This window comes from Scleromatobacter humisilvae (assembly GCF_023231945.1).
Taxonomy (GTDB): domain Bacteria; phylum Pseudomonadota; class Gammaproteobacteria; order Burkholderiales; family Burkholderiaceae_C; genus Scleromatobacter; species Scleromatobacter humisilvae.
This window is the reverse complement of sequence record NZ_JAJLJH010000007.1, coordinates 45541-58650: the sequence shown is the minus strand read 5'-3', so window position 1 is coordinate 58650 and position 13110 is coordinate 45541. Positions and strand designations below refer to the sequence as shown.

Here is a 13110-nt window from a genome sequence, read left to right as displayed (position 1 = left end):
TCTGGTGGTTGATCTTTTCGGAAGCGCGGTTCGTGTTCCGATGTGTTCACTATCGGAGCTTGTGTCTTCGCTTCAAAGCGGGTTGCAATGGGGCGCGACGATGGCGGTGCGGAACGCAAATTTGCGCGATGGACCGTTGGTGGGTTCGACTTGCATCGTTGGAGCGGATGCTGTGTTTGCCTGCGGCGCTTGCCGTCCGCTGCGCGGCCGGCGGGTGGGGGCATCGTCGCTGGCGGCAGGGCGGATGGGGGGAGAAAGCGGGTCTCGCCCCATCGAGGGGCTCGACCACCTCGTGCCGGCCGAACTCTGCGAAGTGCAGCTTGGCGCGCGAACAGCGCTTCGCGCGTGGCGGTGGTTGCCTTCGCGGACGCGCAGCGGCCGCGTGCTGGCAAGTGAGCGTCGAATCCGCAGCGTTCGAGTGGCGCCGGGGCTGCCGAGGCCCTCGATGGGCCGAGGCATGCTTATCGTTCCCAAAAAAACAAAGCAGCAGCGGCGGGGTGGGCAGGGGCGGGGCGCGCGGCCCGTTGCACGGCGTGGCGGGCATGTGCGCGTTGCGTGGCGCGCTCCGAGTGAACCTCCCTGGCGTCCTACAAGGGCAATTTTTGGCGCACGCCCGCCGAATCCCGCCGTCCAGGCGCGGATTCAGCGTCGCATGTGGCCGCGAGCCCCGCCCCTGCCCGCCCTGCCGCCCGCGACACGCCCCCCAAGGAACGCCAGCCGCGCCAAGCGGCTGGCCACAGCGCCGCAGGCATCCAACAGCGACGAGACACAAGCCAGATCGGAGAACAAAAAAAGCCCCGCACAAGGCGAGGCTTCGAAGGAGCAGGAGGCGCGCTGTCCGCGCGCTGGAGGGTTACGCGTTCGCGCGATGCCCGACGATCGTCACGTGCTGCACGGCAACGTGCGTCAGGCCGTAGGGTGCCATCGCCAGACTGTCCGCGGCCGCATATTGCTTGGTCGCGATGCCGTTCATGCCGGCGACGGTCGCCAGGGCCATGAGGACGGAAAGGACGAGGGCGGCGGCTTGGGGGGTGGTCTTGGTCATGATGGGCTCCTGAGTTGTCTGGTTGCGCTGGCTCGGATGCGTTTTCGTGATCCGATGAATGAACTTTAGGAGTCCACCAACGCCTCGCAAACCAGGTTGCGACGAGTCGCGCCGACCACGGCGCCAACTGCAAATCCGGGCGACGAACCGTCAGCCCACCCGCATCTGCGGCGTGAACGCGGCGACGGCACCGGCGCGTATCACGTCCAGGAAGCGCCGCAGCCGCGCCGGATAGAAGCGCGCCTGCGGATAGACGAGATACACCGGCAGCGGCGCGGCGCGCCACTGCGGCGCGAGGTGCACCAGCCGGCCCTGCGCGATGTCGTCGGCGACGAGCCACGCCGAGGCGATTGCCACGCCCACGCCAGTCACGGCCGCCGTGCGCAGCGCGTAGAGGCTGTCGGTGCTCATGCGCGGCGCGATCGGGAAGCGCGCCTGCGCGCCGCCGTCGATGGCCGACAGCGCGACCTCGGTGCGGTAGTACGGCCGCATCGCCAGCCACGGCAGCCGGGCGAGGTCGTCCGGCGCCTGCGTCGCGGGCAATCGTGCGGCCAGCGCGGGCGCGGCGACGACGATGCGCGGCACCTCGGCGAGACGGATGGCCACGACGGACTGGTCGTCGATGTCGCCGACCTGGATCGCGCAGTCGATGCCTTCGGCGATGAAGTCGGGCCGGCGGTCGTGCAGCAGCCACTCGACATTGACGCGCGGATGGCGCGCGAGATAGTCGGCCAGCGGCCCCACCAGCTGCTGCTGGCCGAACGCGTGCGGCGCGATGACACGCAGCGTGCCCTCGGGCTCGTCGCCGGCGCCGCGCAGGTCGGCCTCGAACGCGTGCCAGTTGGCGATCAGCTCGCGAGCGCGCTCGAGGCAGCGCTGGCCATCCTCGGTGAGCGTCATCGAGTGGGTCGACCGGCGCAGCAGGCGCACGCCCAGCGAGCGCTCGAGCGCCTGCAGGCGGCGGCTGACGGTGGGCTGCGTGGTGCCCAGCTGCGTGGCGGCGGCCGACAGGTTGCCGGCATCGACGATGCGCACGAAGGTCTCCATCAGCTCGAAGCGGTCGGCGGTGGCGCTGGGCTTGGTCATGCGTCGAGCGTATATCAATTGTTCCCCTTGCGCGTCTACCCGCGTGGGCGATGCGTCGCCAGAATCCAGGCATTCCCCGATTCGACGAACACCTTCCTCATGTCCACCATTCATACCGCGCATATGCAAGACACTCCGGCGAGCCACCCGCTGACCCTGCCGCTGGTCGGACTGCTGGCGGCCGGCGCCGGCCTGTCGGTCGCGGCGCTCTACTACAGCCAGCCGATGCTGGGCGAGCTGGGCGCCGACATCGGCGCCTCCGCGCGCCAGGTCGGCCTGGTGCCCACGCTCACGCAACTGGGCTACGCCGCCGGCATCTTCTTCCTCGCGCCGCTGGGCGACCGCTTCGATCGGCGCCGCATCATCCTCGTGAAGGCGGCCGCGCTGGTCGTGGCGCTGCTGGCCGCGGGGGCGTCGTCGGCGATCGGGCTGCTGCTGCTCGCGAGCCTGGCCGTCGGCCTCGCCGCGACGATGGCGCAGGACATCGTTCCCGCCGCCGCCACGCTGGCACCGGAGGCGCAGCGCGGCAAGATCGTCGGCACCGTGATGACGGGCCTGTTGATGGGCATCCTGCTGTCGCGCGTGGTGAGCGGCTTCGTGGCGTCGCACTTCGGCTGGCGCTCGATGTTCGTCGCCGCGGCCGTGAGCATCGCGGCGTTCGCGGCCGTGGCCGCACGCGCGCTGCCGCGCTTCCGGCCGACCACGCACCTGCACTACGCGGCGCTGCTGGGCTCGTCGGCGCAGCTGTGGAAGCGCCACGGCGCGTTGCGGCGCGCAGCGCTCGCGCAAGGCCTGCTGGCCGTCGGCTTCAGCGCGTTCTGGTCGACGCTGGCGGTGATGCTGCATTCGTCGGCCTGGCACCTGGGCAGCGCCGCGGCCGGCGCGTTCGGCCTGGCCGGCGCGGCCGGTGCGCTCGCCGCGCCCGTGGCCGGACGCCTGGCCGACACGCGCGGCCCCGAGCTCGTCACGCGCCTGGGCACCAGCCTGGCCGCGGTCTCGTTCCTGGCGATGGCCGCGGGCGGACTGCTGCCGCTGAACGCGCAGCTTTGGGTGATCGGCCTGGGCGCGGTCGGCTTCGACCTCGGCGTGCAGGCGACGCTGATCTCGCACCAGACCATCGTCTACGGCATCGACCCGGGCGCGCGCAGCCGCCTCAACGCGCTGCTGTTCACCGGCATGTTCATCGGCATGTCCAGCGGCGCGGCGCTGGGCAGCCTGGCGCTGGCGCGCTGGGGCTGGCCAGGCGTGATGCTGCTGGCCGCGGGCGGCGCGATCTCGGCGCTCGTCGTGCGGCTGTGGCCGTCGACGAAGCCAGCCTGAGCGTCGCCCCCGCGCGCGCGTGACGCCCGCGCGGGGGCGCACCTCAGGACGCGAGCTCGAAGCCGAGCGCCTTCAACGCGATCTCGGCCGCGTCCCGATCCTGCTGCGCGTTGCCGCCCGAGATGCCGATGCCGCCGACGACGCGTCCGCCGCTGACGATGGGCACGCCGCCGCCGACCGCCACCAGCCGCGGGCGATGCGCGAGCTGCGCCACCTGCGGGTTGGCGATGACGTCGCTCCAGACGTGCGTCGGCAGTCCGAACGACGTGGCCGTCCAGGCCTTGTCGATCGCGACGTCGACGGTGAGGAAGGGCGCGCCGTCGTCACGCGCGAGCGCCGCAAGGTGGCCGCCCGCGTCGGTCACGGCGATGGTCACCCGGATGCCGAGGTCGCGCGACGCGGCGCGCGCGGCCTCGATCAGCGCCTGCGCGGCGTCGCGGTTGATCGACGCGGTGGCGTAGGTCGCGTCCATGCTCAGAAGCCCTCCAGCACGACCTTGCCCTGCGCCTTGCCGCTCTCGATGAACGCGTGCGCCTTCAGCAGGTTGGCCGCGTTGATCGTGCCGCAGTGCGTGCCCGCGGTGGTGCGGATGCGGCCGGCGTCGACCAGTTGCGCGACCTGCGCCAGCAGCTTGCCCTGCTCGTCCATGTCCGGCGTGCCGAACATCGAGCGCGTGAACATCAGCTCCCAGTGCAGCGACAGCGCCTTGGACTTGAGCGCCATCACGTCGACGCCGGCCATGTCGTCGATGACGCCGATCGCGCCCTGAGGCTTCAGGCTCTCGATGATCTGCGCGTAGTGCTGGCCGGTCTGCGTCAGCGCGGCGACGAAGTCGACCGCGTCGTGGCCGCCGTCCTTGAGGGCCTGCGCGAGCGGCTGCGAGTGGTCGATGACGGCGTGCGCGCCGAGCTCCCGGCACCAGGCCTGGGTCTCGGGCCGCGAGGCCGTCGCGATCACCTTCAGCTGCGTCAGTTGGCGCGCGAGCTGGATCAGGATCGAGCCGACGCCGCCGGCCCCGCCGACGATCAGCAGCGACTGCCCCGCCCCGCCGCCCTGCGGCACGCGCAGGCGATCGAACAGCAGCTCCCACGCGGTGATGGCGGTGAGCGGCAGCGCGGCGGCCTGGGCGTCTTCCAGCGACGCCGGCGCGCGCGCGGCGATGCGTTCGTCGACGACGTGCAGCTCGCTGTTCGCGCCCGGCCGGGTGATCGAGCCGGCGTAGAAGACCCGGTCGCCGGCCTTGAAGCCGGTCACGTCGGCGCCGATGGCCTCGACGATGCCCACGGCGTCCCAGCCCAGCACCTTGGCCTGGCCGGCCGGCGGCGCGGTGTTCCGGCGCACCTTGGTGTCGACCGGGTTGACCGAGACGGCCTTGACGCGCACGAGCAGGTCGCGCGCGCCGGGCTGCGGCGCGGGCAGCTCGAGGTCCTCGAGGGCGTGGGGTTGGTCCACGGGCAGGTTCTGGCGGTATCCGATGGCTTTCATGGCGGGTTCCTGTTGTCGATGGCGGCATCGTACGAGCGCAAGCCGGGATTGATAAGATGGCCAGGATTGGTATCAGTATCAAATGAAGATTGAAAATCTCGGCGACCTGCACGTCCTCGTGCACACCGCGCGCGGCGGCACGCTCACCGCGGCCGCGCGCACGCTGGGCATGACGCCGGCGGCCGCCAGCGCGACGCTGAAACGGCTGGAGGCCCAGCTCGGGACGCGCCTGTTCGAACGCTCCACGCGCGCGATGCGCCTGACGCCGCAGGGCCAGATCCTGCTGGACTACGCGGTGCGCGCCTTCGAGCTGCTGGACGAGGGCGAGTCGCAGGCCGCCGCGGACCGCGCGACGCTGGTGGGCACCGTGCGCGTCGCCGCGCCGTCCGACCTCACGCGCAACCTGCTGTTGCCGATCTTCGACGAGTTCATGGCCGCGCACCCCGGCCTGCAACTGCAGCTGTCGGTGGCCGACCGCGTGCTCGACGTGATGCGCGACGAGGTCGACGTCGCGATCCGCTACGGCACGCTGGCCGACTCGCGCCTGGTCGCGCGCACGCTCGCGAACTCGAGTCCCATCTGCAGCGCGTCGCCCGACTACCTGCGCCGCCACGGCACGCCGCGGACGCCGCAGGACCTGCTGCGGCACAACTGCATCACCTTCGACCGCGGCGGCCGCCGCCATCGCCTGTGGCGCTTCTGTCGCGACGGCCAATGGACGGAGGTGCGCGTCGACGGCGACCGCAGCGTCGACGACGCCTCGCTGGCGCGCGAGTGGGCGATCGCGGGGATGGGCGTCATCCTGAAGTCCGAGATCGACCAGCGGCGCGATCTCGACAGCGGCGCGCTCGTGGCGTTGCTGACCGAGTGGCAGACCGAGCCCTATCCGCTGCACGCGCTGCTGCCCAGCGGCCGCTTCGTGCCGAACCGCGTGCGGGCGCTGGTGGACTTCCTCGCCGCGCGGTTCGCGGTCGGCGCGGGATCCTGAAGTCCCGAACGGCGTGAATCCTGCACGCCCGGCGTTCGCGCGACGCGAGGACGCGCGCGGGTCCCTGGCAAGCTGTGGCCGGCGGCAATCCTGCCGTTCAACACTCGCTTGCTTGCGACCCTTCCATGAAGAAGCTCTCCGCGACCCTCGCCCTGGTGAGCGCCTGCCTGTCATCGCACGCCATCGCGGACAATGCAGCGCTGGTGCCGTTGCGCTGGTGCAAGAACGTCCACGGCCAGCTCCGGCAGCAGGTCGAGACCTGCGGGCCGAACGCCACCGAGGTGACCGACATCTCGGCCGTGGATCCGAACGCGAAGGTCGCGTTCGACCGGGTCGCCAAGGCCTACGAGGCGCAGGCCAGGCCGATCGGCGCGGCGGCCTCGGCGGCGAGCGAGCACCCCAGCGACAAGGAGATCCTGCGCAAGGGCTGGATCTCGATATTCAAGATGCTGGGCTTCGCCTTCGTGGTCGGACTCGTCGGCAAGCTGATGCAGCGCTCGTTCCTGTTCTGGTTCTTCCTCGGCGTCATCGCGCACATCGTGCTCGTCGCGGCAGCCGTCATCTCGTTCTAGACGCGCGACAATCCCGGCTCGTCCGTCAATGCAGGAGTCGAGATGCGCAGAAGCCCCAACGTTCCGGCCGGTACCGTCCATCGCCTGGCCGTCGACAGCCAGGTGCTCGCCGGCAACCTGCTCGGCGACCCGACGCTGCGCGTCATCGACGTCTACATCCCGGCCGGGCATGACGGCCGCGGCCTGCCGCTGCTGGTCGACATCGTGGGATTCACCGCCGGCGGTCCGGCGCACACCAACTGGAAGAATTTCGGCGAGAACGTCCCCGAGCGCCTGGATCGCCTGATCGCGAGCGGCGAGATGCCGCCCGTCGTCGTGGCCTTCCCGGACTGCTTCACGCGGCTCGGCGGCAACCAGTACGTGAACTCGGTGGCGATGGGCCGCTGGGACGATTTCCTGCTCGCCGAGGCGGTGCCGCTGGTCGAGACCTCGTTCGGCTGCGGCGGCGCGGGCCGGCGAGGCCTGTTCGGCAAGTCCAGCGGCGGCTACGGCGCGATGGTGCATGCGCTGCTGCATCCGGACTTCTGGAGCGCGGCGGCCGTGCACTCCGGCGACATGGGCTTCGAGCTGCTCTATCGGCACGAGTTCGTCCCGGTGCTGCGCGCGCTCGCCAAGGAGCCCGCGATCGGCGCCTGGGTCGACGCCTTCTGGCAGGCGAAGAAGACCAAGGACAGCGACGTGCACATCCTCATGATGCTGGCCCAGGCCGCGAGCTTCGATCCGGATCCGTCGGCACCCTGCGGCGTGCGCCTGCCGGTGACGCTCGACACCTGCGAGCTGATCCCCGAGCGCTGGGCGAACTGGATGGCCTGGGATCCATTGACCCTCGTCGAACAGCACGGCCGCGGACTGGCGGCGCTGAAGGCGCTCTACATCGATTGCGGCGACGTCGACCAATACAACCTGGTCTATGGCGCGAGACGCATGCACAAGCGGCTGCTCGACATGGACGTGGCGCATGTCTACGAGGAGTTCGCCGACGACCACAGCGCGGTCGACTACCGCATGGACATCAGCCTGCCGATCCTGGCCAAGGCGCTCGCTTGAGCTAACCAGGACGTTCAGCGGAGCCCGAGCCGCGTCAGCTTCTTGATCAGGCCGACCCGCGACACGCCCAGCCGCCGTGCCGCCTCCGACTGGTTGCCGCCGGCCGCGGCCATCGCGTCGCGCACCAGGCGCAGCTCGAGTTCGTTGAGCGCCGCGTCGAGCGGGCCGGCCGACGGATCGAGGTGGCCGGCAACGGGCGCGGCGTCGTCGCTGGTGTCGCCGCTGGACAGCCGCAGCAGGTCGGCGTCGACCTCGTGCTGGCCGGGCAGGATCAGCGCGCCGGCCGACTCGACGACCGCCTTCAGCTCGCGCACGTTGCCGGGCCACTCGCGCGACGTCAGCCACGCCAGCGCACCGGCCGTGAAGCCGGTGCGCGGGGCGACGCGATGCAGGAAGCGCGTCGCGAGCAGCGGCACGTCGGCGGGGCGCTCGGACAGCGCCGGCGTGCGCAGCACCACGCCCTTGAGGCGATAGAACAGGTCCTCGCGGAACGTGCCCTCGCGCACCATGGCCTCGAGGTCGCGGTGCGTCGCGGCGACCACGCGCGCCTCCGCGCGCTTCTGCACGCGCCCGCCCACCGGCACGAAGGTGCCTTCCTGCAGGAAGCGCAACAGCTTGACCTGCATCGCCGCGGGCATCTCGCCGACCTCGTCGAGGAACAGCGTGCCGCCGTGCGCGGCCTCGACCAGGCCCGGCTGGTCGCGGTAGGCGCCGGTGAAGCTGCCCTTCATGTGGCCGAACAGCTCGCTCTCCAGCAGCTCGGCCGACAGCGCGCCGCAGTGGATCGCGACGAACGGCCCCGCGCTTCGCGTGCTGCAGCCGTGCAGCGCGCGCGCCACCAGCTCCTTGCCGGTGCCGGTCGGGCCCAGCACCAGCACGCTGACAGAGGTCTGCGCGACTCGGCGCACCATGCCGCGCAGCTGCGTTATCGCCGGCGCCTGGCCGACGAGGCCGAGGTCGTCGACGGCAGTCGCGGCCCGCAGCGTCGCGAGCTCGCCGTCGAGCCGCGCCTTGCGCAGCGCGCGGGCGACGACGAAGCGCAGCATGTCGGGGTCGATCGGCTTGGTGAGGAAGTCCCACGCGCCCAGCTCGGTGGCGCGCAGCGCGAGCTCGTGCTCGCCGTGGCCGGTGAGCACGACGACCGGCACGCCAGGAAAGCGCGGGATCATCTCGAGGCCGATCTCGGGGTCCATGTGCGGCGGCATCGCCAGGTCGAGCAGCACCAGCTCGGGCCGCTGGCGCTCGAACGATGCCAGCGCCTGCTCGCCGTCGCCGGCCACGGTCACCGCATGGCCGAGATCGCGCAGGAACGAGCCGCCCAGGCGCTGGAAGGCCGGCTCGTCGTCGACGAGCAGCACGCGGCCGGTTTCGGGGGTGTCGCTCATGATGCGGTCGGAAACGTCAGGGTGAAGCAGGTGCGCCACGGCGCGCGTTCGGTCAGCGCCACGCTGCCGCCGTGCGCGGCCATGATGCGGGCGACGATCGCCAGGCCCAGCCCCGTGCCGCCGGGGCTGCGCGACGCGAAGGGCTCGAACAGCCGCGCGCGGATCTCGTCGGGCACGCCGGGGCCGTTGTCGCAGACGTGCAGCAGCAGCGCGCCGGGCACCGACTCGGCATCGACGTGCACGTGGCCCGCGCGCGCGTCGTCGCCCACGTCCGCGACGGCGACCCGCGCGTTCTCGAACAGGTTGGTCAGCGCCTGCTCGACGCGCCGCGCGTCCGCTTCAATGGGAAGTTCGCCGGCCAGGCCGTCGCCCAGGCTCACGTCCGGCAGCCGCATCGCCGCGCGGCGCACCTGGGCCGCGAGGTCGAGCGGCGTGGGCGCGAGCTTCCACGGCTTGGCGTAGTCGAGCAGGTCCTTCGTGAGGTTGGCGATGCGCGCCACCTGGTCGGCGACCTCGCGCCGCGTGTCCGGGGGCGTGCCCGCGACGGCCATCGCGATGATGTTGAGCGGGTTGCGGATGTCGTGCGCCACGGTCGCGGCGAGCGAGCCGAGTTCCGCGAGGCGCGCCTGCAGCTGGCGCTCGCGTTCGCGCGCGGCGATCTGCTGCGTCTGCTCGACGCGTGCCGCGGCCTCGGCGACCACCGATCCGAACAACTCGGCGACGTGGCGCGGGCCGGGTGGCGCGGCGTCCCAGCCGGCGAGCTCGGTCGTCCAGGCCTCCGGGCCGCGCGTGGTCGAGAGGCGGGGGACGGCGGTGTCGACGGTCGGCTGCCCGCCGATCGTCACGGCCACCCGCGTGCCGATGCGGCGGCTCAACACCGCGGAGGCCTGCTGCGCGAGGACGTCGGCGGTCTCGGCCGATTGCAGCGCGACGCGCCAGGCCTGCAGGTCGCCCGCGCTCACCGTGCCTCCCGGGTAGACCAGGCGCTCGGCGAAGCCGCGGATCGGCCCGTTCAGCGCGAGGCAGCTCGCGGCCACGGCCAGCCCGCCGACCCAGCGCGATTCGAAGGGCAGCAGCGGCGTCAGCGCGACGATCGCCGCGCCCAGCGCGAGGAGCAACGTCCACACCAGCGCGCGCCGCGCCCACGCGTTGGCCACGAACACGCCGTAGCGCAGGATGCCGTAGACGAGGATCACCGGATACAGCGGCAGGCCCAGCAGCGGGAACGGATAGCACGGCAGGTCGAGCACTGCCATGCCGTAGCCCGTCAGGCACACGAAGCCCCACAGGCACGACGCCGCGACCGCGGCGATCTGGCTGAACGCCGGCCGTTGCGCGCGCAGCATCGATGTCAGCAGCACCGCGATGCCCGCGCCGCCGAGGACCACCCACGCGGTGCTGGCGATCCAGCCGGCCGCGTACGGCAGCGCGATCCAGCCGATGTAGCGGTTGTGCACGAGGTAGGCCGGCAGCAGGCACTCGGACGCCAGCGTCGACACCACGCCCAGCACGTAGCCCGCGGCGATCGTGCGGCGGCCCAGGCGCACGCCGCAGAAGACGACGACGAAGTGGAAGAAGAACGCCGACGTGAACGGTGCCGTCGCCAGCAGCGCCATCGACGCGCGCTCCATGTGCGGCCCGAACCAGTTGGGCAGCTCGTTGCCGACGATCCACACCGCGATGCCCGCGAGGAAGGCGGCCAGCAGGCGCGCGCCGGCCACGCGGTCGGCCCAGGCGAGCAGCACGCCGGCCAGGGCCAGCGTCTCGAACAGCGCGAAGGCGAGGGTGAGGTGGATCAGCATGGGGTGTCAACGAGGTTGACGACAGGCGGTTGCCGGACTGTATCCCAAGTATGCAGGGTCAAACACAAAGTTCAATGAAATCAACGACTTGCGACGGCCCCGCGGGCTGGCCCGGATTTCGCGATGAGCGGTTCATCCGATCCCGAGACGAGACCCCTCATGACCTCTTCGCTGACCACCCCGCTGAGCGCTCCCGCCACGGTGCGCGCGCTCGACCTGCCCGCCCTCGTCGGCCCCGGCGCCTGGGCGCGCCTGCCTCCCGCCGTGCGCCGCCGCTTCGGTGTCGACCACGGCGCCGCCACCTACGTCGGCCGCATGGAGCTGCGCTGCTCGCCGGTGGGCCGCGTGTTCGCGGCGCTGTCGCGGCTGTTCGGCAGCCCGCTGTCCGGCGTGACGTCGGACGCCGTGCCGACCTCGGTGCGCGTGTTCGACGACGGCCGCGGCGGCATGGTCTGGGAGCGCAGCTTCCACACGGCCGGCCCGCGCGCGCCGCATGTCGTGCGCTCGACGAAGCAGCTGGCCGCCGACGGCGGCCTGGTGGAGCGCACCGACGGCGGCCTGAGCATGGCGCTGGACGTGTTCGAGGAGCGCGGCGCGCTCGTCTTCGAGAGCCGCCGCTTCACGCTGATGCTGGGCCGCCTGCGCATTCCCGTGCCCGCGCTGCTGACGCCCGGCACCTGCCGCGTGACGCACACCGACCTCGGCGACGGCCTGTTCCGCTTCGACCTCGACATGGTGCACCCGCTGTGGGGACACACCTTCCATCAATCGGGCGTGTTCGTCGACCCGGTCGCCGACGCCGAAGGAGCCGCGCAATGAGCGCCGTCTTCGTCCTGCTGGCCGTGCAGGTGCTCGCCGGCGCGTTCGACACCATCTGGCATCACGAGCTGGTCGCCAGGCTGCCGGCGCGCGCGTCGGCGCGGCGCGAGCTGATGCTGCACTCGGCGCGCGAGGCGATCTACGGCGGCGTGTTCCTGGCGCTGGGCTGGACGCAGTGGCATGGCGCCCTCGCGCTGGTGCTGGGCGCGGTGCTGCTCGTCGAGATCGTGCTCACGCTGGTCGACTTTCTCGAGGAGGATCGCAGCCGCAAGCTGCCGCCGTCCGAACGCGTGCTGCACACGCTGCTGGCCGTGGTCTACGGGCTGTTCCTGGCCGCGTTCGCGCCGCACCTGCTTGCGTGGGCGGCGTTGCCGACCGGGTTCGCGTGGACGCCGCAGGGGCCCGCGTCGTGGGCGATGACCGTCTTCGCGGCCGGCGTGTTCGCGTGGAGCGCGCGCGACGCCCTGGCCGTGCGCCGGCTGGGCCGCCTCGCTTCGCCCTCCGGCGCGCGTGGGCGTGCGGTGCGGCCAGAATGCGGCGTGACGCAGCCCGGCCATCTCATCGTCCCCGCCGTCCTCGTGACCGGCGCGACGGGCTTCATCGGCCGCGCGCTGGTGGCGCAGTTGCGCCGCGACGGCGCGCGCGTGATCGCGCTGGCGCGCGACGCGTCCCAGGCGCGTGCCGAGTTCGGGCCGGATGTCTGGGTGGTCGACCGGCTCGATGCGATTCCGGCCGAGACGCGGATCGACGCCGTCGTCAACCTGGCGGGCGCGCGCGTGCTCGGCATGCCGTGGACGGCCGCGCGACGCGCGTTGCTGCTGGCCAGCCGCGTCGACGTCACCGCGGGCATCGTCGAGCTGATGCGCCGGCTGGAGCAGCGGCCGCGCCTGCTGGTCAGCGCGTCCGCGGTGGGCTTCTACGGCGCGTCGCCCGGGGCCTCGTTCGAGCCCCTCGACGAACAGAGCCCGCCGCGGCCCGGGCAGTTCCAGTCGGACCTGTGCGTCGCCATCGAGCACGAGGCGCGCCGCGCCGAGGCGCTCGGCGTGCGAGTCGTGCGGATGCGCTTCGGCGTGGTGCTGGGCCGCGGCGACGGGGCGTATCCGATGCTCGCGCTGTCGTCGCGCTTCGGCTTGGGCGCCGTGCTGGGCTCGGGCAGGCAGCCCGCGCCCTGGATCCATCTCGACGACGCCGTCGCCCTGATCCGCCATGCGATCGCCGAGCCGGCGTTGTCCGGCCCCGTGAACGCCGTCGCGCCGGAGACGCTGTCGCAGGCCGCGTTCGCGCGCGCGATGGCCGCGTCGTTCGGACGGCGCGTCCGCCTGCGCATGCCGGGCGCGCCGATTCGGTGGGTGCTGGGCGAGATGTCGGAGCTGCTGCTGGAGGGCCAGAACGTCGTGCCCGGGGCCGCGCTCGCGACGGGCTTCCGTTTCAGGCATCCGACGCTCGCCGGCGCCTTCGAGGAACTGGCCCGGACCGAAGCGGCGCCAGACCGCGGCTATTAGGGTCTTTTCCCCAACAGGCGCGCGCCGCCGCACCTGGCGGCGCGGAGATAGGCACAATG

General features: G+C 72.1%; 12 protein-coding genes. 6 read left to right on the top strand and 6 right to left on the bottom strand.

Translation table 11 applies throughout. The annotated features are described in order from the left end of the window. Positions 1-853 precede the first annotated feature (853 nt). On the bottom strand, positions 854-1045 hold the full coding sequence (locus LPC04_RS20360; protein WP_275684116.1) for a hypothetical protein: 192 nt from the start codon (positions 1043-1045) through the stop codon (positions 854-856). Between the two features lie 150 nt (positions 1046-1195). Beyond that, positions 1196-2131 (bottom strand): LysR family transcriptional regulator, encoded by a 936-nt coding sequence (locus LPC04_RS20355; RefSeq protein WP_275684115.1) that lies wholly within the window; start codon positions 2129-2131, stop codon positions 1196-1198. Positions 2132-2254: 123 nt separating this feature from the next. On the opposite strand from LPC04_RS20355, the gene LPC04_RS20350 reads away from it, so the two are divergent. Beyond that, entirely contained in the window at positions 2255-3451 is a 1197-nt protein-coding gene (locus LPC04_RS20350) for an MFS transporter (protein WP_275684114.1), read from the top strand. Between the two features lie 43 nt (positions 3452-3494). Here LPC04_RS20350 and LPC04_RS20345 read toward each other — a convergent pair whose 3' ends face one another. Continuing rightward, positions 3495-3923, bottom strand: a complete 429-nt coding sequence (locus tag LPC04_RS20345) for a GlcG/HbpS family heme-binding protein (protein ID WP_275684113.1) — start codon at positions 3921-3923, stop codon at positions 3495-3497. A gap of 2 nt (positions 3924-3925) precedes the next feature. After that, positions 3926-4936: a zinc-binding alcohol dehydrogenase family protein gene (locus tag LPC04_RS20340; RefSeq protein WP_275684112.1), complete on the bottom strand. Its 1011-nt coding sequence runs from the start codon at positions 4934-4936 to the stop codon at positions 3926-3928. Positions 4937-5018: 82 nt separating this feature from the next. Here LPC04_RS20340 and LPC04_RS20335 point away from each other — a divergent pair, with 82 nt between their 5' ends. The 3 genes from LPC04_RS20335 to LPC04_RS20325 all read left to right on the top strand — a co-directional run bounded on the left by LPC04_RS20335 (position 5019) and on the right by LPC04_RS20325 (position 7543). Then, complete coding sequence (locus LPC04_RS20335; protein WP_275684111.1) at positions 5019-5924, top strand: LysR family transcriptional regulator; 906 nt, start codon at positions 5019-5021, stop codon at positions 5922-5924. Positions 5925-6049: 125 nt separating this feature from the next. After that, positions 6050-6496 carry a hypothetical protein gene (locus tag LPC04_RS20330; RefSeq protein WP_275684110.1) on the top strand — a complete coding sequence of 149 codons (447 nt, stop codon included), beginning with the start codon at positions 6050-6052 and terminating at the stop codon, positions 6494-6496. A gap of 42 nt (positions 6497-6538) precedes the next feature. After that, entirely contained in the window at positions 6539-7543 is a 1005-nt protein-coding gene (locus tag LPC04_RS20325; protein WP_275684109.1) for an alpha/beta hydrolase, read from the top strand. A 14-nt stretch (positions 7544-7557) separates the two neighbouring features. Here the strand turns inward: LPC04_RS20325 and LPC04_RS20320 are convergent, their stop codons facing one another. Together LPC04_RS20320 and LPC04_RS20315 are read right to left on the bottom strand one after the other, a co-directional pair. After that, positions 7558-8928: a sigma-54-dependent transcriptional regulator gene (locus LPC04_RS20320; RefSeq protein ID WP_275684108.1), complete on the bottom strand. Its 1371-nt coding sequence runs from the start codon at positions 8926-8928 to the stop codon at positions 7558-7560. Then, on the bottom strand, positions 8925-10730 hold the full coding sequence (locus tag LPC04_RS20315) for a sensor histidine kinase (protein WP_275684107.1): 1806 nt from the start codon (positions 10728-10730) through the stop codon (positions 8925-8927). The genes LPC04_RS20320 and LPC04_RS20315 overlap by 4 nt, the downstream gene beginning before the upstream one ends. A gap of 159 nt (positions 10731-10889) precedes the next feature. Between LPC04_RS20315 and LPC04_RS20310 the strand changes: the two genes are divergently transcribed. Further along, positions 10890-11549, top strand: coding sequence for a DUF4166 domain-containing protein (locus LPC04_RS20310; protein ID WP_275684106.1), 660 nt, complete (start codon positions 10890-10892; stop codon positions 11547-11549). Continuing rightward, positions 11546-13051, top strand: coding sequence for a TIGR01777 family oxidoreductase (locus LPC04_RS20305; RefSeq protein WP_275684105.1), 1506 nt, complete (start codon positions 11546-11548; stop codon positions 13049-13051). Before LPC04_RS20310 ends, LPC04_RS20305 begins: the two co-directional genes overlap by 4 nt. Positions 13052-13110: the final 59 nt, after the last annotated feature.

Excerpts from the sequence above, each read along its gene's own strand:
- LPC04_RS20360 (WP_275684116.1), bottom strand. The coding sequence starts at position 1,045 with ATGACCAAGACCACCCCCCAAGCCGCCGCCCTCGTCCTTTCCGTCCTC.
- LPC04_RS20355 (WP_275684115.1), bottom strand. The coding sequence starts at position 2,131 with ATGACCAAGCCCAGCGCCACCGCCGACCGCTTCGAGCTGATGGAGACC.
- LPC04_RS20350 (WP_275684114.1), top strand. The coding sequence starts at position 2,255 with ATGCAAGACACTCCGGCGAGCCACCCGCTGACCCTGCCGCTGGTCGGA.
- LPC04_RS20345 (WP_275684113.1), bottom strand. The coding sequence starts at position 3,923 with ATGGACGCGACCTACGCCACCGCGTCGATCAACCGCGACGCCGCGCAG.
- LPC04_RS20340 (WP_275684112.1), bottom strand. The coding sequence starts at position 4,936 with ATGAAAGCCATCGGATACCGCCAGAACCTGCCCGTGGACCAACCCCAC.
- LPC04_RS20335 (WP_275684111.1), top strand. The coding sequence starts at position 5,019 with ATGAAGATTGAAAATCTCGGCGACCTGCACGTCCTCGTGCACACCGCG.
- LPC04_RS20330 (WP_275684110.1), top strand. The coding sequence starts at position 6,050 with ATGAAGAAGCTCTCCGCGACCCTCGCCCTGGTGAGCGCCTGCCTGTCA.
- LPC04_RS20325 (WP_275684109.1), top strand. The coding sequence starts at position 6,539 with ATGCGCAGAAGCCCCAACGTTCCGGCCGGTACCGTCCATCGCCTGGCC.
- LPC04_RS20320 (WP_275684108.1), bottom strand. The coding sequence starts at position 8,928 with ATGAGCGACACCCCCGAAACCGGCCGCGTGCTGCTCGTCGACGACGAG.
- LPC04_RS20315 (WP_275684107.1), bottom strand. The coding sequence starts at position 10,730 with ATGCTGATCCACCTCACCCTCGCCTTCGCGCTGTTCGAGACGCTGGCC.
- LPC04_RS20310 (WP_275684106.1), top strand. The coding sequence starts at position 10,890 with ATGACCTCTTCGCTGACCACCCCGCTGAGCGCTCCCGCCACGGTGCGC.
- LPC04_RS20305 (WP_275684105.1), top strand. The coding sequence starts at position 11,546 with ATGAGCGCCGTCTTCGTCCTGCTGGCCGTGCAGGTGCTCGCCGGCGCG.